General features: G+C 72.3%; 12 protein-coding genes. 6 read left to right on the top strand and 6 right to left on the bottom strand.

Going from position 1 to position 17,991, the window contains the following annotated elements; all coding sequences use genetic code 11:
* Nucleotides 1-43: 43 nt before the first annotated feature.
* On the bottom strand, nt 44-256 hold the full coding sequence (locus CFP65_RS38040; protein ID WP_104820440.1) for a DUF2277 domain-containing protein: 213 nt from the start codon (nt 254-256) through the stop codon (nt 44-46).
* A gap of 140 nt (nt 257-396) precedes the next feature.
* Here CFP65_RS38040 and CFP65_RS39545 point away from each other — a divergent pair, with 140 nt between their 5' ends.
* A complete protein-coding gene (locus tag CFP65_RS39545) occupies nt 397-1,602 on the top strand; it encodes a streptophobe family protein (RefSeq protein ID WP_158702578.1) in 1,206 nt (401 codons plus the stop codon).
* 48 nt (nt 1,603-1,650) lie between these two features.
* Here the strand turns inward: CFP65_RS39545 and CFP65_RS38025 are convergent, their stop codons facing one another.
* Nucleotides 1,651-1,914, bottom strand: a complete 264-nt coding sequence (locus CFP65_RS38025) for a hypothetical protein (protein WP_104820439.1) — start codon at nt 1,912-1,914, stop codon at nt 1,651-1,653.
* A gap of 53 nt (nt 1,915-1,967) precedes the next feature.
* Nucleotides 1,968-2,624, bottom strand: coding sequence for a tetratricopeptide repeat protein (locus CFP65_RS38020; protein ID WP_104820438.1), 657 nt, complete (start codon nt 2,622-2,624; stop codon nt 1,968-1,970).
* A gap of 257 nt (nt 2,625-2,881) precedes the next feature.
* Between CFP65_RS38020 and CFP65_RS38015 the strand changes: the two genes are divergently transcribed.
* The 3 genes from CFP65_RS38015 to CFP65_RS38005 all read left to right on the top strand — a co-directional run bounded on the left by CFP65_RS38015 (nt 2,882) and on the right by CFP65_RS38005 (nt 6,589).
* Nucleotides 2,882-5,242, top strand: a complete 2,361-nt coding sequence (locus CFP65_RS38015) for a hypothetical protein (protein ID WP_104820437.1) — start codon at nt 2,882-2,884, stop codon at nt 5,240-5,242.
* A gap of 128 nt (nt 5,243-5,370) precedes the next feature.
* A complete protein-coding gene (locus CFP65_RS38010) occupies nt 5,371-5,778 on the top strand; it encodes a ribonuclease domain-containing protein (RefSeq protein ID WP_104820436.1) in 408 nt (135 codons plus the stop codon).
* Nucleotides 5,779-6,121: 343 nt separating this feature from the next.
* Complete coding sequence (locus tag CFP65_RS38005; protein WP_104820435.1) at nt 6,122-6,589, top strand: calmodulin-binding protein; 468 nt, start codon at nt 6,122-6,124, stop codon at nt 6,587-6,589.
* A gap of 78 nt (nt 6,590-6,667) precedes the next feature.
* Here CFP65_RS38005 and CFP65_RS38000 read toward each other — a convergent pair whose 3' ends face one another.
* Nucleotides 6,668-7,447 carry an NAD(P)H-dependent oxidoreductase gene (locus tag CFP65_RS38000; protein WP_104820434.1) on the bottom strand — a complete coding sequence of 260 codons (780 nt, stop codon included), beginning with the start codon at nt 7,445-7,447 and terminating at the stop codon, nt 6,668-6,670.
* A gap of 162 nt (nt 7,448-7,609) precedes the next feature.
* Here CFP65_RS38000 and CFP65_RS37995 point away from each other — a divergent pair, with 162 nt between their 5' ends.
* Nucleotides 7,610-8,539 carry a helix-turn-helix transcriptional regulator gene (locus CFP65_RS37995; RefSeq protein WP_104820433.1) on the top strand — a complete coding sequence of 310 codons (930 nt, stop codon included), beginning with the start codon at nt 7,610-7,612 and terminating at the stop codon, nt 8,537-8,539.
* Between the two features lie 322 nt (nt 8,540-8,861).
* Nucleotides 8,862-10,817 carry a protease pro-enzyme activation domain-containing protein gene (locus tag CFP65_RS37990; protein ID WP_104820432.1) on the top strand — a complete coding sequence of 652 codons (1,956 nt, stop codon included), beginning with the start codon at nt 8,862-8,864 and terminating at the stop codon, nt 10,815-10,817.
* A 73-nt stretch (nt 10,818-10,890) separates the two neighbouring features.
* Here CFP65_RS37990 and CFP65_RS37985 read toward each other — a convergent pair whose 3' ends face one another.
* Both CFP65_RS37985 and CFP65_RS41705 read right to left on the bottom strand, forming a co-directional pair.
* Nucleotides 10,891-17,562 carry a LamG domain-containing protein gene (locus tag CFP65_RS37985; protein ID WP_254552785.1) on the bottom strand — a complete coding sequence of 2,224 codons (6,672 nt, stop codon included), beginning with the start codon at nt 17,560-17,562 and terminating at the stop codon, nt 10,891-10,893.
* Nucleotides 17,472-17,861, bottom strand: coding sequence for a hypothetical protein (locus CFP65_RS41705; RefSeq protein ID WP_254552784.1), 390 nt, complete (start codon nt 17,859-17,861; stop codon nt 17,472-17,474). The genes CFP65_RS37985 and CFP65_RS41705 overlap by 91 nt, the downstream gene beginning before the upstream one ends.
* Between the last annotated feature and the right edge of the window lie 130 nt (nt 17,862-17,991).

The following is a 17,991-nucleotide window of genomic DNA, read 5'->3' as shown; positions in this document are numbered from 1 at the left end:
TGTGGTCGGTGGAGCCGACTGCGGCCCTCGGCGCCGCCGCCCGCTACGAGGCGCCCCGCACCACCAGATCGGCGAGCAGCTCCCGCGTCGCGTCCGTAACGGCCAGGACCGCCCGGTCGAAGGCCTCCTGGTTGTGCGCGGCCGGCGCCCGGAAGCCGGACACCTTCCGAACGTACTGCAACGCCGCCGCGTGAATGTCATCCTCGGTGACCTCGGGGGCCATCGGCGGTCTGAGGGTCTTGATGCTCCGGCACATGCCCCCAGTCTCCACCCGACCACCGACAGCCGGGACGACCGCCAGCCAGAGCCACCGACAACCGGGACCACCGCCAGCCGAACGCCCCCTCCTCACCCCCGCCAGTCGCCGACGGACCGGCGCTGGCCCAGGCTGGAGGGGTGAGAGCCTGGGCCGATGCCTTCCTGACCGCCCTCGGTGCGCTGCTGGCCATGACCGCCGTCGCCGCCCTCGGCCTGTGGGCCGCCCATGCCGGGGAGCTACCGGGCGGCGCGTTCCCGGCGATGCTGGCCACCACCGTGCTGACCGCGCTCGGGGTGCCGGTGGACGTGACCGGTTCGGCCGCCTTCGTCGCCTCGGCCAACGGCGGGCTGACCGCGATGCCGCTCTCCGTCACCCTCACGGGTGCCCTCACCGCCGGCGCGCTCTTCCTCCGCCCGCTCCGCCTGCACGCCGTGGTCCCCCCTCGCGACCTGGCGCTCCGCGCCGCCCGCACGGCCCTGCTCTGGCTGGCCCTGCTCCTGCTGCTCCGCCTCCCGGCCCACCACAGCTTCACCATCTCCACCGGCGACCAGCTGCTCGACCTGCTCGGCGGCGCCTTCGGCGCAGCGCCCGTGGTCGGCTTCCGGGTGGGCCTCCCGGCCACACTCGGGTACGGCCTGTTCTGGCTGGCCGTCGTCCTGCTGCTCGCCCTCGCGGTCAGCCGCCGGGCCGGGCTGCCGGTCGGCTGGGTGCACCATCGGCCGGCCGTCCAGCCGGCCGGGCGGGCGGTGCTCCAGCTCCTCCTGGCCTACTGCGGCCTCGGCCTGCTGGCCGGGCTGGTCTCGATGGCCGTCGACGGTCACCCCCGCGAGACCCTGGCCGTCCTCCTGCTCGGCCTGCCCAACCTCGTCTGGCTCGCCCTCGGCCTGGGCCTCGGCGGCTCCTGGCACGGCCACGTGGACGACGCCCTCGGCCTGCCGATGCCGCACGCCCTGGCCGCCGTCCTGCACACCTCCGACTCCCGCGACGTCACCCTCGACCTCGCCACCCTCACCCAGCAGGACGCCCGCACCTGGCTCCTCCTCCCCCTCGCCGCCGCAGCCCTCCTCCTCACCGGCCTGGCCGCCGCCCGCCATGCCCGCCCCCTCGCCCTCCCCCACTGGCGCCACGCGGCCCACCTCGCGGCAGCCTTCGCCCTCGCCATGCTCCTGATCAGCCACCTCACCCGCCTCCACGCCGCCGTCGGCCTCTCCCTCCTCGGCCTCGGCGGCACCGGCGGCCTCTCCCTCACCCCCGACCTGCTGATCACCGTCCCCCTCGCCGCCCTCTGGGGCGCAGCCGCCGGTCTGGCCGGCCGCCTCCTCACCCGCCCGAAGCAGCCCTGACCGGCGGAACGCTCGTCCCGGCACCCCGCCGAGCGACACCTCCCGGGGTCAGGAACGCTGCCGCACCTGCCCGCGCCAGTAGCCGGGTGCCGAGTCCGCCTCCCAGACCACGTCCAGCACCTCCCCGTGGAACTCCGTCCCGAGCTCCCGCACCATCGCGGCAGCCGTCTCCAGGACCAGCACCTCCGCCGCGTCCACCGGCAGCCCGGGCAGCTTCCCGCAGACCAACCCGCCGTCCACGGTCCGGATGCTCTGACGGAAGCCGTCCGGCGTGGCCAGCACCACGATCCACGCCGGTCTGCCGAACGGCACCCGCTTACCTCCCCGTTCACGTCCCATCCGTCCATCCAACCGCAGCGCGCTGCTCAGCCGGCCGCCAGGCCCAGCTCCTCCCGGGCTCCGGCGATCCATCCCAGGACGCCGTGCGCATCGGCCGAGGTGGCCAACTCGGTGGCCTCGGCGAGCAGCCTCGCCGCCTCCGGCCGGCGATCCTCCTGGGCGGCGAGGTACGCGAGCCCGATCAGGTTCGCGGCGACTCCGGCGGGGAAGTCGAGCTCGCGGCGCAGCCGGGTGGACTCCTCGAAGTGGGCGCGGGCCTCGGGCAGGCGGCCGGCCATGTGGGCGGCGAAGCCGAGGTGTCGCAGGACGTAGGACCGGGTCAGGTCGTCCCCCGCTGCCTCGGCGAGCTCGTGTGCCCGGTGGAAGTACGGCAGCGCGAGCTCCTCCGCGTCCCGGACGACCTGGTGGAACATGCCGATCCAGAGGACCGCCTCACCCTCGCCCCGCACGTCACCCACCTGCGCATACAGCTCGGCGGCCCGCTCGAAGAGCTCCAACTCCCGTGCATCCTCGACCCGTTCCGCGAGGAAGCGGGCGTGCACCACCTTGCCCCGGGTCAGCGCGAGCTCGGCCTCCACCTCGTCGAGCCGCCGCTCGGCCGAGGCCAGTGCCGCCTTCTCACCGCCGAACACGGCCCGGTGGTAGTGGAGTTCGGCTTCCTTGAGGCGCTGATCAGTCGTCATCCCTTGATCATATCCAGCCAGCTCACCTTCAGCGTGAGCCGTTTCCCACCGCTCACTTCGTCCACGGGCCCGACCGCGAGAGCATGTACGAAGACTTCTCCACCCGGCCGGTCCTCGCCCTCTGAGACTCCCATCTCCCCCTGCCTCCGGGGAAGTTGATACTTGTCAGCCCCGGGCGGCCGCTGCGAGACTGCCGATGTGCCGAGACGGGCTCCGCGTACTGCTCCTCCCCGGGCCGGGCGCCCGGGGAGCGGCGGGTGGCCGTGATCAGCCGGGTGATCACGGCCGCGCTGTCGGCCGGGATCCTGCTCTTCTACGCCGGCGGCCGCTACCGGCACCGGGTGAGGTACGTGCCCAGGCCCGCCCCCCACTGGCACGACGTCGGACCCGAGGCGGCAGAGCTGCGACGCCGGGCCCGGCGCTGGCGTCTGGTGGTGCTGACCCGGCGGGGGCTGCTGATCGCCGGGGGCTATCTGGCCTTCTTCTTCCTGGTCACCCGGCTCCGTGAGCCGGACGGCGACGGCAGCGGCGCGTGGTACCTGCTGGTGCCCGGCTCGGTGGTGCTGGGCCTCGCCCTCACGCCGCTCTGCCGCCGGCTGGCCCACCCCATGTACTCCCCGCCGCGCGGCAGCGGGGCACGGGACCGGCACTCCCTGAGCGGTTCACTGGCCCGGACCGGTGCCGGGCTGATCTTCTATCCGGTGCTCGTCTACCTGGTGCCGGTCGTGGCGGCCCTGACCGCCGTCCCCGTCCTGGGACTCCTGAGCGGCTCACTCGACCTCCTCGGCCTGCTCGCGGTGGCCGTGGGGTGGCTGCTGCTCCTCGCCTACGCCCGGGTCCTCCGCCGGATCGACCAGTGGGCCCTCCGGCACCGCTCGCCCCAGGTCACGGCGGTGCTCGCCGCCGATCCGCGGCCCTACTTCCTCTACCTGCGCACCTTCCAGGACGACGCCGTCGAGCTCCGGGCCGGGCCGGTCAACCGGCGCGGCCTGATCACCGCGCTGTCCTTCCGGCGGCGGCTCCCGTTCGAGGAGGTGGTCGCCTGGCGCTTCCAGCACTTCGGCCCCCTGGTGGCCGGCAACGACCCGAGCGCCGCCGGGCTGGCCAGCCTGGGCGCAGCCAAGCTGTTCCTCTCCACCTTCCCACGAGACCGGTGGAAGGTGGAGATCGAGCAGTACGCGCGAGCCAGCCGTGCCGTGGTGCTCTCCGCCGCGCCGGTGAAGCTGGGGGACGGCTTCCAGTACGAATTACAGATGATCGGTGAGCGGATGCCGCCGCACCCCCTCGTCCTGCTCGTCCCGCCGGACCGCCCGTGGACTCCGTGGACGACGATCCGCAGCCTCCTGCTGCGTCGCCCGCCGCAGGCCGACGTCGCCGAACGGTGGGGCGAGTTCTGTTGCTTCGTCAATGGTTGGCCCGTCTTCCAGGGTATCTACGAACTCAACCCGACAGGCGCGGCGCACGTACTGCTGTACCTCCCCGACGAGGGCTGGTCGGTCTGGGGCGCCGCGCAGCGCACGGAGTGGACGTACGCCGTCGCGATCATGCGGGCGATGGCGCACGCCGAGCGCGGCTACCCGGACCGGCAAGTCTCCCCCGCCATCCAGCCGACGGCACCGCACCGGCCGGCCACTCCCGCCACCGTCCGCTGGGCGATCGGCCTCATGGTGTCGGCGATGCTGCTCTACCTCCCCGCGACCGTCCAGCTCGCCCACCTGGTCCGCCGCAGCGAGCAACTGGCCACCTACCCGCAGACCGTCGACTCCTTCGCCGCGCTGCTGGCCGTGGAGTTGACGGTCTCCTTCGCGGGCTGGCTGCCGATCACCTGGCTCTGCGCGCGCGGCAGCGCCCGCGCCCGCAGCGCCGCCACCGTCGCGCTAGGCATCGGATTCCTGGTCACGCTGCTGGTCATCGGCCGGATCCAGGGCGCCGGCCCGCGCGCGCTCACTGTCCTCTTCCTCGCGCCCGCCCTCGCCTCGGTCGTCCTGCTCTGGCGCGGCGAGTCCCTGAGGTACTTCGATCCGACCCGGGAGCCGCCGCCGACGGCTCCGCCCCCACCCGCCGCGGAGCCGCCACCACTTGCCGAGGAGCCGCCGCCCGGCACCCTGCCGAAGCTCGGACCGGAGCGGCACCGGACCAGCTGGCGAGAGGTGCCCCGGACGGTGCAGGCCGCCGTCCTGCTGATGGCCGCCGGGATGGCGGCCCTCACGCTGGCCGGGTACCTGCTCACCTTCCGCCTCCTGCACGCGGCCCAGGCCCCCGCCGCCTCCACGGATGACATCAACGGGCAACTCCGGCAGACGTCCAGCGCCCTGGGTGCGGTCGCCGTCGCGCTGACGGCGGTCATCGCGCTGGCCTGCTGGGTCTGGGTGGCCACGCAGTGCCGGCGCGGCCACCCTCGGGGCCGGGTGGCCGCCACGGTCACCGGCAGCCTGATGACGGTCGCCGCCTCACTCCGGGCCCTGCTCACACCCGCCGACCTCCCGTTGACCGCCTGCTGCGCGGTGCTCGCCCTCACCGCGCTCACCGCTCTCCTCTTGCTCTGGCACCGCGGCTCGAAGCGGCACTTCGCCACCGACCAGAACGAGCAGCAGCCACGGCCGCCCACCCGCCGTTGACCAGATCGCGGCATGAGCATGGCGAATTCGAGGGCCAACCGACCGCAACCGGTAACCGGCGGTACATCGAAAGGCCAGAATCAGCCGGGAGGGTGACGGTCAGTCCGCAAAGCTACTCGGAGGTACAGATGTCCACCCAGCTCTCTTGGTCCAAGCGCGCCGGCGTCATGCTCGCCGCCGTCACGTCCGTACTCGGCCTCTCGGTGATCGCCAGCCCGGCGGCCAACGCGGCCGTCTACGGCTCCTGCAACGTCTCCGGCTGTTCCACTGCCGCCAACGCCAACTCGACCTGGTCCGACCTGGGCTACCCGACCAGCCGCGGCTGGTACGACTGGCCGAACGGCCAGTGCAGCTACGCGGGCGGCCAGTTCTCCAACTACGAGGGTGAACTCCCCTCCGGCGACACCTACTACGAGTACGACGTCTACCCCCGCAGCTGCGGCGCCCACCGCGACGCCGTCCGGATCGTCGTCGACTTCACCACCGGCGCCGTCTACTACTCCCCGGACCACTACGCCGACTTCTACCAGCTCTGATCTCGGCCCTGATTTCTTCGGCGCTCGATTCTACGCGCGGTGACTGCCCGTCGACCACGGTCGGCGGGCAGTGCCGTGAAAGGGAGGTGGCCACAGCTCGTCCGCGAAGTGAATTCCTGTCGCCCGGGCACGATGGACTCCACCCCAACGACTACTGACGTCCGGTCAGCTCCGCCGGTTTCCGACTCCGGTGACAACGGCCCGATGGGGCAGGCTTTGCCAAGGCATTGGCGTACGGAGGGGAAGTCTTGGCGATCTCCCTCGCATTTCGATCTCCGAGCTGCCTACGGTTCGTGGCAGACGGGTCGTGGACGCGGCCCGCCACTCACAGGAGGTCCAGACAATGCGACGTACCCTCACCAAGGCCGGTACCCTCGCGGCGGTCTCGATGGTCACCCTGGCGCTGGCGCAACCCGCCATCGCCGCGCAGACCAGCACCAACGCCACCACCCAGCCGGCCGCCACCGCGGCGCCCGCCTACTTCGAATTCGTCGACGGTCCCGAGACGTTCGTCATCAAGCTGACCGACCCGGCCAAGATCCAGCAGGCCCGGAACATCGTCAACGGCACCGAGACCGAGGCCGTCAGCGTGATGGGCACGGTCGTGAAGACCCCGGCCTGGTACAACTCGCCCTGGAAGTACCAGCTCGCCCCGAACTCGATCTCCTTCTTCAGCATGGCCACCGAGGTCTGCGACGCCAGCATCTCCTACGTCAACGACCACCTGAGCGAGGTCGGCGGCGCCCTGCTGCCCGGCAACCGCTGGTGCCCGTGGGGCTCGAAGGTGACCCGCGAGATCAAGAACCCGTAATCCCGCCGGGGTCCTTGGCCGGAACCGGTGCCGGCCAAGGACCCGCCCGCCGTCTCACCCGTCCCCCGTCCCCACCCCTCAACTGCGCACGTGCAGCCCGAATCCGCTGCGCCCGGTCGACTCCAGTCCCTCCTTCAAGGTGAGCGCGGGGATCTCGTACTCGCCGAAGTTCTGCCGCCGGTAGGCGATCGGCTCGGTCGTCTCCAGGGTGAGCAGCCGCTCCTGCCAGGCCTTGGCCGCGTCCCGGTACTCCTCGGAGGTCAGCCGGTCGGCGCGGTAGAGCACGAAGGGCGGCAGCACCTCGATGCCCGGGTGGTAGAGGATGCCGTGCTGGATCGGGAAGAGAAGGTCGTCGATCGGGCCGTTGATGCCCCGCGCGGCGTAGTGCGACTCCGGGCCGCCGACGGTGACCGAGAGCAGGGCCCGGCGCCCGGCCAGCGCGCCCTCGCCGAACCGCTCGCCGTACTTGGTGGCGCTGTACTCGCCCACCCCGTAGCCGAACTGCCGGGTGAGGACCCGGTCCACCCAGCCCTTGAGGATCGCGGGCATCGAGTACCACCAGAGCGGGAACTGCAGGATGACGGTGTCGGCCCAGCGCAGCTTCTCCTGCTCGGCCAGCACGTCGGGGGTGAGCGTGCCGCTGTCGAAGGCCCGGCCCGAATCCCGCGCCACCTTCAACGGGCTTGAGGCGGACGGTCCGTAGTCCGCCGCGTCCACCACCGCCTTCCACTCCATCGCGTACAGATCACTCACCCGCACCTCGTGGCCGGCAGCCTCCAGGGTGCTCACCGCCAGGTCCTTGAGCGCTCCGTTGAGCGAGTCGGGCTCGGGGTGGGCGTACACGATCAGGGTCTTCACGACTGGCTCCTTCGCAGGGTCGGCCCCGGAGCGTTCCGAGGACGGCTCCGATTCTTCGTGCCGAGGGGCTCGCCGTTCAGGGGCGCCGCTTCCGTCGGACCCGGGTTCCTGGTACTGGCAGGGCCACCTTCGGCGGGGCCGTTCGCGGTCATACTGGAGCGCATGGACGATCTTGCGGGCTTCCTGCGGACCCGGCGTGCTCGGGTCGATCCGGCCTCGGTCGGCATCACCACCGACAGCCGGCGCCGGGTCGAGGGGCTGCGGCGCGAGGAGGTCGCGCACCTGTCCGGGGTCAGCGTCGACTACTACGTGCGGCTGGAGCAGGGCCGGGCCACCCAGCCCTCCGAGCAGGTGCTGGACGCGCTGGCCGGCATCCTCGGCCTGGACGAGATCGAGCGCGGGCACCTGCACCGGCTGGCCCGCCAGCCCCGCCGCCGGGCCAAGGCCCCGAGCGGGCGGGTCCGGCCCGAGCTGCTGCGGGTGCTCGACCTGGTGCCCAGCGCGGCCGCCTTCGTGATGGACCATCGGCTGGACGTGCTGGCCGGCAACCAGCTCGCCCGGCTGCTCTACAGCCGCTCGCACCTGCCCGGGCTCAACATCGCCCGGCACATCTTCCTGGAGGAGGCCGACCGCGGCATCTACGCCGACTGGGACGACTGCATCCTGGACGTGGTCGGCCACCTCCGGCTCGCCGCCGGCCAGTACCCGGACGACCGGAAACTCGCCTCGCTGATCGGCGAGTTGGCGATGGGCAGCGACCGCTTCCGCCGCCTCTGGGCCCGCGCCGACGTCCGCGCGCGCACCCACGGCCGCAAGACCTACCACCACCCCATGGTCGGCCGGCTCGAACTCCACCAGGAGAACTTCTCCCTCCCCGACGGCTCCGGCCTGGAGCTGGTCGTCCTCTCCGCCCTCCCCGGCACCCCCGCCGAAGACGGCCTGCGCCTGCTCGCCGCCCTCGGCGCGGAGACCGGCGGGGCAGGGCGGGGATGCTCCGGCCGCCTTCACCGTGAGCGAACCGTCGGCGGGGATCCGGGCATTGTCCAGGACCCGGGTGCGGGCGACGGAGTACTGCCCCCGGCAGCACGTTGAGCGTGGCGGCGGTGGGGGTCACGGTGTCGGCCGACACCGGCGGCGCCGCGATTCCTGACGACCGTAACGGGGACCCTTCCGGTGAAGAAGCAGCAGGGTCTCCGGAAGGGCGCTATTGCGGGCCCAGCCGACGCAGCGATTCGGCGGACTTTATCGACAAAGCATCAAGTGGATGCAAAGCGTCGGAATACCCTCTGCATACCGTCGGGTTGAGTCCGAACACTCAGCCGATCCATACCTGTTGACCACACCTGTCCCGCCGCTATGATCCGCTCCAGTCAGACGCACGAACCACCGTGTGTCCATCCTGAGGGGGGACTCCTTGTCCAACCGTCATAGCCGGCACCAGCTGGGCATCCGGGCAGCGGTCGCGACCGTCTCGCTGCTCGTCGGCACCCTCGCCGCCGTTCCCGTCGCCCAGGCACAGACCGTGCCCGGCGGGCGCGCAGCGCTGGCCGGTACCAAGCCCGCCTGGACCGACGCCGCCGCCGACCAGGGCGCCGCCGCCGACTCCACCCAGGTCAGCGCCCGGGTCTACCTGGCCGGCCGGGACGCCGCCGGGCTCGCCGCCTACGCGCAGGCCGTCTCCGACCCGAACTCGCCGCACTACGGCAAGTACCTGTCGGCGGACCAGGCCCAGCAGCGCTTCGGGGCCTCCAAGCAGCAGATCGACGCCGTCACCGCCTGGCTCAAGTCGGCCGGCCTGACCGTCACCGGCACCAACCAGCACTACATATCCGTGACGGGTGACGCCGCCGCCGTGCACACGGCCTTCGCCACCACGCTGCACCAGTTCCGCAAGAACGGCCGCACCTACCACGCCCCGGCCCAGGCCGCCTCGGCCCCGGCCGCGCTGGCCGACGCCGTGCTGACCGTGACCGGCCTGGACAACACGCCGCACGCCGCCAAGCCGCAGGACACCCTGCCCGGCCCGGGCGCCGGCTTCCGCAACTCCGGCCCGTTCTCGAGCTACTTCGGCCAGAACGTCGCCAAGACGCTGCCGGACGCCTACGGCTCCAAGATCCCGTACGCGATCCACGGCTACACCGGCAAGCAGCTCCGTGCCGCCTACGGCGCGGGCAAGTTCACCGGCAAGGGCGTGACCGTGGCGATCACGGACGCCTACGCCTCGCCGACCATGGCGGCCGACGCGGCCCAGTACGCCAAGAACAACGGCGACCAGGCCTACCGCAAGGGCCAGTACACCGAGGTGCTCCCGGCCGCCTGGAACAGCACCACCGACTGCGGTGCCTCCGGCTGGTACGGCGAGGAGTCGCTGGACGTCGAGGCCGTGCACGCGGTGGCCCCGGACGCCAACATCGTCTACGTGGCCGGTGCCTCCTGCAACGACCCCGACCTGCTGGACGCCCTCAACAAGGTGGTCGACAACCACCTCGCCGACATCGTCTCCAACTCCTGGGCCGACGTCGAGGCCAACGAGACCGCGGACACCGCGGCCGCCTACGACCACACCTTCATGATGGGTGCGATCCAGGGCATCGGCTTCTACTTCTCCTCGGGCGACGACGGCGACGAGGCGGCCAACACCGGCACCAAGCAGATCGCCACCCCGGCCAACTCGGTCTGGGCCACCGCGGTCGGCGGCACCTCGCTGGCGGTCGGCAAGAACGACAAGTACCTGTTCGAGACCGGCTGGGGCACCCTGAAGGCCAAGCTGTCGGCCGACGGCAAGGGCTGGGACAACCTGCCGGGTGCCTTCAACGGCGGCGCCGGCGGTGGCACCAGCACCTCGGTCAAGCAGCCGTTCTACCAGCGCGGCATCGTGCCGGACTCGCTCGCCAAGGCCAACGGCCCGACCGCGATGCGCACCATCCCGGACATCGCGGCCGTCGCCGACCCCAACACCGGCTTCCTGGTCGGTCAGACCCAGACCTGGGCCGACGGGTCGGTCAGCTACGACCAGTACCGCATCGGTGGCACCTCGCTGGCCGCTCCGGTCATCGCGGGCGTCCAGGCGCTGGCGCAGCAGGCGAAGCAGCGTCCGATCGGCTTCGCCAACCCCTCGATCTACGAGCGGGCCAACAGCCGGGTGATCCACGACGTGACCGACACCCCGCTCGGCGCGAACCACCCGATCGCCCAGGCCCGGGTCGACTTCGCCAACGGCACCGACGCCTCCGGCGGCACCGTGACCTCCGTCCGCACGGCCGGCCACGACAGCTCCCTGAGCGCCACCAAGGGCTACGACGACGTCACCGGTGTCGGCACCCCCGCCCCCGGCTACGTCGCCTCCTTCGCCAACCCGTTCCGCGGCTGACCCCAGCCCCGGTGCCGCGCAGCGCCCGCCCCGACCGCGAGGTCAGGGCGGGCGCTCCGTCATGCCACCGGGGTCACTTGATCCCGTAGTAGGCCGCGAAGTACTCCGTGATCGTCTCCACGTGCGCGCTCAGGCCCGGGAGTTCGAGCTCGATCGCCGCCGCCACCTGCTCGGCGAGCCCGTCCCGGTCGGTGACCGCCGGATCCACGTGCGGCTCAAGCCGGCGCAGCAGCTCGTAGTTGCTGCCCACGTCCACGCTGCGCATGGCCTGCTCCAGCGGGCCGTCCGCCTCGCCGGTCACCTTCGGGAGCTTGCGGCTGACGAAGGTGACCCGGTGCAGGATCCGCCAGCACGGCGGCTTCTGCTCGCCCTGGTCGGCCTGCCGCAGCGCCATGGCGTTGGGGTCGGAGCCGGCCAGCCACTCCGGGTCCACCACCTTGCCGTAGAAGTCCTCGAAGTTGGCCTTGTCGCTGTCCAGGTAGAAGGTCATGAACCGGTAGGCGTCCACCCGGCCCGGCACCTCGACCGGGCTGCCGTCCTTGTTGAACAGCGGGTTCGACTGCTCGTCGTACCTCTGCATGTCCCCGGGCGTGTCCACCTTGACGTCCAGGCTGAAGGAGCGGGTCGCCTCCTTGGCCCTGGACCGGGTGCTGGTGATCCCGCCGCCGAGCGCGCCGTCCAGCTGGAAGCCGATGCCGATACCGAAGACCTTGAAGCTGGTGTCGAAGCTGGCCTCCGCCATGCCGTGGAAGCGGTAGGAGCCGGCGGTGGTCTCGGTCACCACGTCGGTGGTCGCGGTGGTCTCGGCGAAGAAGCCGCCGTCGGCCGTCCAGACGTAGGTGTTGACCAGGTCGCGGCGGGCGAAGCCCTCGGCCTCCTGCTTCCGGGTCTGCTCCTCCTTGCCGTTGCCGGGCACCGGACCGGTGAACCGGTCGAGCAGCTTCTGCGCCCGCTCCTGCGCCGGGAAGGACCCGGCCTTCGCGGTCTCGGTGGAGACGCCCGCGTAGAACGCCTGCCGGCGCTGCATCGCCTCGGTGATCCGGCGCTTGAGCGCGTAGGCCTCGCGGGGCTTGAAGTAGCTGTACTCCCCGTAGTCCTTGGCCTGGGGGTAGTCCTTGTCCAGGATCTTGCCCTTGGCCTTGTTGGTGGTCGGGTCCACCGTCTCGTCGTAGCCGACCATGCCGTCCAGCACGCCCTGCTTCACGTACCGCGGGTTGATCGCGAACGGCAGCATGTTCCAGTCCCGGGGGATGTCCGGGTTGGGCAGCATCCGGTAGGCGACCACCGCGGCGGAGTGCGCCACCCGCAGCGCGAACACGTCGGCAGTCTCGGACTGCACCAGCGCGTAGCCGGTGTTGGCGGGCAGGAAGCGCCGGCCGCCGGCCGCGTGGATCTGCTTCGCCGGGTCGTCCGTCTCCCAGCCGCCACTGAGCCCGATCGAGGTGGAGCGCTCGGTGTTCACCCCTTCCGAGACCTCCGTCTGGCTGCTCCAGGCGTTGGAGAACTCGAACGAACCGCCGCCCGACACGTTGTGGCCGCCCTTGACGATCGGTTTGGCGGTGCCGAAGCCGAGCGGCGCGGCGATCAGCAGGGTCTCGGCGTCGGCGGCGTTGGAGAACCGGAAGGCCAGTTCGGTGTCCACCGTGGACTCGCTGCCCGAGCTGAGCGTCTGCACCACCTGGTCGGCCTGCTGGAACTCCACCTGGGTGGTGTTGATGTAGCTCAGCGAGCTGGGCCGCCGGGTGGCGATCAGGTTCTCCGAGGGCACCGGCGGCGCGCCCTCGATGTAGCCGACCAGCTGCGGGGCGAACTGCACCTGGCCGACCCACTCGGTGGTCAGGTCACCCAGCTTGTAGCCGGTGATCAGGTTCCAGCTGCCGCCCTGGAGGTAGGCGTAGGCGCGCTTCAGCACCCCGCGGCTCACTCCGTCCCGGCCGCGCTGGAGGTCGGCGTACTCGGTCGCGGCGGGCGTGCCCGCGATCGTCTGCACGTACCTGGGCTGGCCGGTGGCGAAGGCCGGCCGCACCTCGGGGGTCTCGGAGGAGATCGGCGCGGTGGACATCCCCGGCTGGGGCCGCTTGGCTGCGTCGGTGCCCAGCGGCAGGTGCAGTCGGCGGGGGCCGTGGTCGCGCAGCTCGGTCGCGGCGGCGTCGGTGGACTCGTCGTCGAACGGGTAGTACCCGAGCAGATCGGCGGTGTCACCGGTGAGCCGGCCGAAGAGGTTGTCGAGGATCTGCTCCTCACTGCGGGCGGTGCGCCAGAGCCGCACCTCCTCCAGCACGCCGAGGTAGCGGTCGGTGGTGGTCGAGCCCTCGGTCCGGCCGCCGAGCGCGAACTGGGCCGTGCTGCCGTAGGCGAGGGCGGTGGTCAGCGGGGTCGCCTCGGTCAGCCGCCCGTCCACGTAGAGCCGGAAGCGGCTGCCCTTGGGGTCGGGGTTCTTGGTCCACTTGGGGCCGTGCAGCCGGGCCGGGTGGCTGCCGGACTCGTCCCGGGCGGCGTTGCCCTCGTTCTCCTCGAACCGCCAGTGCGCGACCAGGCCCTCCGGGCGCAGCTGCGCCTCGACGCTGGTGTCGGCGGGGCTGCGCTCCGGCACCACCGGCAGGTCCTTGCCGAGGTCCTTCAGCTGGCGGGCGGTGTTCCAGACCCGCACCTCGCTGATCACCCCGGTGAACTCCTCGGTGGCGGTGCCGCGCCGGGCCCGGCCGATGTCCAGTGGGCCGGGGGTGCCGAGGTCGGCGGCGTCATTGTGGCGGACCTTGCCCGCCTCGGCGCCGTCGATGTAGAAGGTCAGGTCGGACCAGCGGCTCACCACCAACGACTCGATCGCGTCCACCGTGATCGAGGTGGCCTTGCCGGCCGCGTCGAGCACCGAGAGCTGCTTGGTGCCCTTCTTCTCCTCCCGGGAGTCACCGAGCTTGCGCACCACGGCGATCCGGTGGAAGGTGCCGGCCCGGACCGCGCCGGTCGAGCTGTACCGCACCTCGTTGCCGTCGCGGTCCTCGAAGGTGAAGACCAGCTTGCCGTCGGTGCCGATGCCCAGCTGGTACGGCACCCTCCTGCCCCGGCCGTCGCCGGTGCGGCCCTTGGCGAGCACGCCCTGGGCCTTGCCGAGCGCGTCGGTCTGCAGGAACACCTCCAGCGTCAGGTCCCGGCCGACGTTCAGGTCGTCGGCGTGCGGCGCCTGCGCGTACACCCCGTCCGCGAACCGCAGCGCCCAGGACTGCTCGAAGGCGGCGGCCACGTGGGTCCACTTGTCGGCGGGCACGGTGGCCTTGGAGGTGACGAAGCGGTTGCCGACCCCGACGACCAGCGGGCGCTCGCCGGCCGTGGTCTTGGTGGTGGTGCCGCCGAGCGCCAGCACGTACTGCGAATCGAGCGCCGCCGTCCCGGTGTTGGCGTGCAGGATCCGCCGGGTGTCCTCGGCGGTGCTGCCCGCCGCCGGCTTCAGCCAGGCCTCGATGGTGAGGTCGTCGCTCTGCCGAGCCTGGCTGAGCTTGGCGGCCGGCAGGGCAGGCGGCTCGGTGGTGGCGGCGAAGGTCAGCGCGCGGCCCGGCAGGTCGGCCCACCAGCGCGGCAGCCGGACGGCTCCGGTGGTGGTGGCCGCGCCGTCGGCCACCGCGCCGATCGTGGAGCCGACCTCGCTGACCACCGAGGCGCTGACGTACCGCGAGCCGTACTGGGCGGCGGCGCCGGGCCGGGTGTGGGTGACCAGCGCCGGGGTGTACGAGAGCAGGTTCACGCTGGTACCGGCCGCGATGGTCGCCGTCCGGGAGCCGTACACCAGTCGCAGCTCGGTGGCGGCCTTCTCCACGGCGGCGGAGAGCACGTAGACGCTGCCGCCCACGTCCAGCAGCGCCCCCGCTTCCAGGGCCCGCGCGGTGCCGGGCGCGGCCAGGGTGAGCACCCCGTCCTTGAACGAGGCGGTGGTGGCGACGGCCACCGGAGCCTCCCGCACCCCGTTCAGCGCGGCCGCGAACTGCTCGGCGTCGCGCGGCAGTTCGGCCCAGGTCTCGGTGTCCCCGTCCTGGACGGCCAGGGTCAGCGTGCAGCGGCCGGCCACCGACCCGGCGGCGACCGTGACGGTGACGTCCGCCAGGTCCACACCCGCGTCCCGGGTGGTCAGCAGCACCTCGGTGCTGTCGGCGGCCGTGACCGTCTTGGTCGAGCGGTCGACGTTGGTGTCGTAGAACAGCCCGGTGAGCCGGTCCTGGTCGTCCCGGTAGTACAGGCCGAGGTGCCCGGTGCCGCTCTCGGCGAGGAACGGCGAGCCCTTGGCCGCCGCGAAGTCGAGCACCGCGCCGGAGTACCCGAGGCCGAGGCGGTCCTGCCCGAGCCGCTTCATCGGCTCGGTGTGGATGCTGCGGCCCTTGGTGTAGGCGGTGATCCGGCCGAGCTCCTCCTCGTTGCTCCGGATCGAGCTGGTGAGGCGGGTGATCTCCTCGTTGAACGCCTTCTGGGTGGTCGTGTAGTTCTCGACGGCCCTGATCCGGGCGGCGACCGTCGCGATGTCGGCGACGGCCTTGAGCACGGCGTCACCGGTGGGCTTGACGGGCACCAGCTGGAACCTGAGGAGGTTGGCGGTGTCCACCCACCGGACGCCGTTCTTGAGGTCGACCGTCACACAGCCGTACTTGCCCGGAGCATGGAAGCACACCGAGCTGCCGTCGTCCTCCTGCGCACTGCCCGGTCGCCGGTAGTCCCGGGGGAAGGGGCTGCCGCCCTCCCGCCACAGGGTCAGGCTGCTGGAGCTGCCGAGGACGAGAGCCTTGTCGGTGCCCTGGTCGGTCAGGAAGGTACCGGTCTGGAGGTTCTTGAAGGTCGCTCCGTTGACCGTCCACTGGGCGGTCTTGTCACCCGCCTTCGGCACGGCGGAGGTGAGCGCGGGACGGTAGACGCCCTTGCCGTCCTTCTCCACGACCAGCCGCTTGCCGTCCGTCGTGTAGATCTCGCAGACCACCGGGGTCGTGCCCAGGTCGGCCCGGAAGAGGGCGGAGGTGCACTTCCGCCGTGCCTTCGCCAGCTCCTCCGTCAGCCCCCGGCGCCCGCGCGCGTCGCTCAGCAGCTTCTGCTGCTGGACCCGGACGGCGGCGACCGCCTCGGTGTCGGCGGCGATCGCCGTGGCGAGCGCGTTCTCCCGGGCCGGGTCGGCGGTCGGGACGGCGCTGCCGACCACCGGCAGGGTGAGCACGTCCGGCAGTTGGGCCAGGCGCCCGTCCCGCCCGACGGCCAGGTCCAGCGCGGCGATCCGACCGGTGGTCGCACCGGTGGCCGTCGCCGCCCAGGTGAGCAGCACCCGGGCCTGCCGCTTGAGCGGGCGGATCTCCCCGCCGCCGACGGTGCCCTCCTCCTGCTGGTGCAGCAGCACGGCGGAGAGGCCGCCGGTGACCTGGTAGCCGGTCGCCCGGAAGACGTCGCGGCGGATGCCCGGGTGGTCGGCCACCGGCGCGTCGGAGGTGACCCAGGCGACGGTGCCGCGCAGCGCCGCGTGCGCGCTGTTGGCGCTCTGGTCGTACGCGGTCGTCCCCGTGCCCTCGTCGCACCGGTAGTACGCGACCAGCTGCGGCTCGTCGCCGACCAGGCGCTCCCCCCGGGTGGCCGCGATCCGGGCGCTCCGGCGGGCCCGGGCCCAGAGCCGCACCTCGTCCAGCACGCCGGCGAAGTGACCGGTGGTCGCCGTCCGCGCGCCGAGCAGCAGCTTGCCGGCGGCACCCGGCGCCGTGGCGGCGGCCAGGGTGCCCGAGGTGACGCTCTCGCCGTCCACCAGCAGGCTCGCCGCGCTGCCGTCGTAGACGGCGGCCACGTGGGTGTAGTCGCCGGCCTTGACGAGCCCCTCCGCGGTGCTGAGCGTGGCCGTGTCGTGGGCGAGCACCAGGGCGCCCTTGTCGGTGACGGACAGGCCGACGCCGGTCGCACCGGTCGAGAGCACCGTGCCGCCGGCCGCCTGCGGCTTGATCCACGCCTCGACGGTGTACGCGGTGGCGCCCAGCCCGCTCGGCGCCGCCGCCTCGCCGTAGCCCTTGCCGGTGCCGCCGGGCAGGCTCAGCGCGGATTCGGCGTACGCGGCCTCCGGCTCGACCGGGACCAGCGGCGCCTTGGTGAACGGGCAGAGTCCGGGCTCGCGTTCGAGCACCGACGGTCGGTAGGCCGGGTCCGGGCTGGTCCAGAGCCGGCTGCCCTGGGTGTTGAACAGGCCGTCCTCGCCCTGCTCCACGTTGATCGACTCGACCGCGCCCGAAGCCTTGCCGTGCACGAAGAACTGCCAGCGGCTCACTCCCGTGACCCCGGTCGGCAGCAGCAGCACGCTGAACCGCCCCTCCCGGGGGCGCCCCGCGAAGGCCAGCTCCAGGGTGGGCTCGTGGAACGGCTTCTCGTCCATGTCCTTGATGCCGAGGCTGTCCTTGGCGGACTCGGGCTGCGTGCGGTGCCGGCTGCGCCGGTAGCGCACCTCCAGGACGGGCCGCAGCTCACCCCCCGCCAGCACGAACCGGTCGCAGAGCAGCGCGCCGTCGGCCACCGCGGTGCCGGTAGCGCCGTTGCCGGTCAGCTGCCCGTCCTCGTCCCACACCAGCGCGTCGGCGTGCCCGGCGTCCACGGCCTGGCGGAAGACGAAGATGTGCCGCCCGTCCGAGACCGCCTGGAACGGCACCGCCGCCGTCAACCGGGCCGTGCCGGAGAGGAACGGGTCGATCTCCTCCTCCCGGAACACGTCCTCCGGGCCCTCCTCGGCCCGCCCGCCGCGGCGCACCCTCGGCACCTCGTCGGCCCCCAGCAGCGCGTACCCGGCCCGGGTGATCTCCCGGGGAAGGCCAACTCCTTGGGGTCCTCCGACCAGTGGTGCACGTCCAGATCGGCGCGGCTCTCCTCGTCGCCGTCCTTCGGCGCGGTCACGGCGGCGTCGAAGTCGAGCACGCTGTAGAAGATCCGCCGGTCCTCGTCGAGCGCGAGCGAGACCGTGGTGCCCTGGTGGCGCACCAGGGTGGTGTGCAGGTACTTCCGGTCGCTGTACGTCTTGAGCCGACTGCCGGCGGGTCGTTCTGCGGACATGTACGGATACCCCTCCCGCAACAGCACCCACGGCCGTCGCGCGGTCCACACTGCCCACCCCCGCCCCAGCGGAGTCCGCCCGGTGATCAGACTGGCTTGATCATCACCAGAGTAGGCTGATTACCGTACG

The sequence above is a fragment of the Kitasatospora sp. MMS16-BH015 genome, from assembly GCF_002943525.1.
GTDB lineage: Bacteria > Actinomycetota > Actinomycetes > Streptomycetales > Streptomycetaceae > Kitasatospora.
Note: the sequence above shows the minus strand (reverse complement) of the source record. Positions and strands in the feature narration are given on the sequence as shown.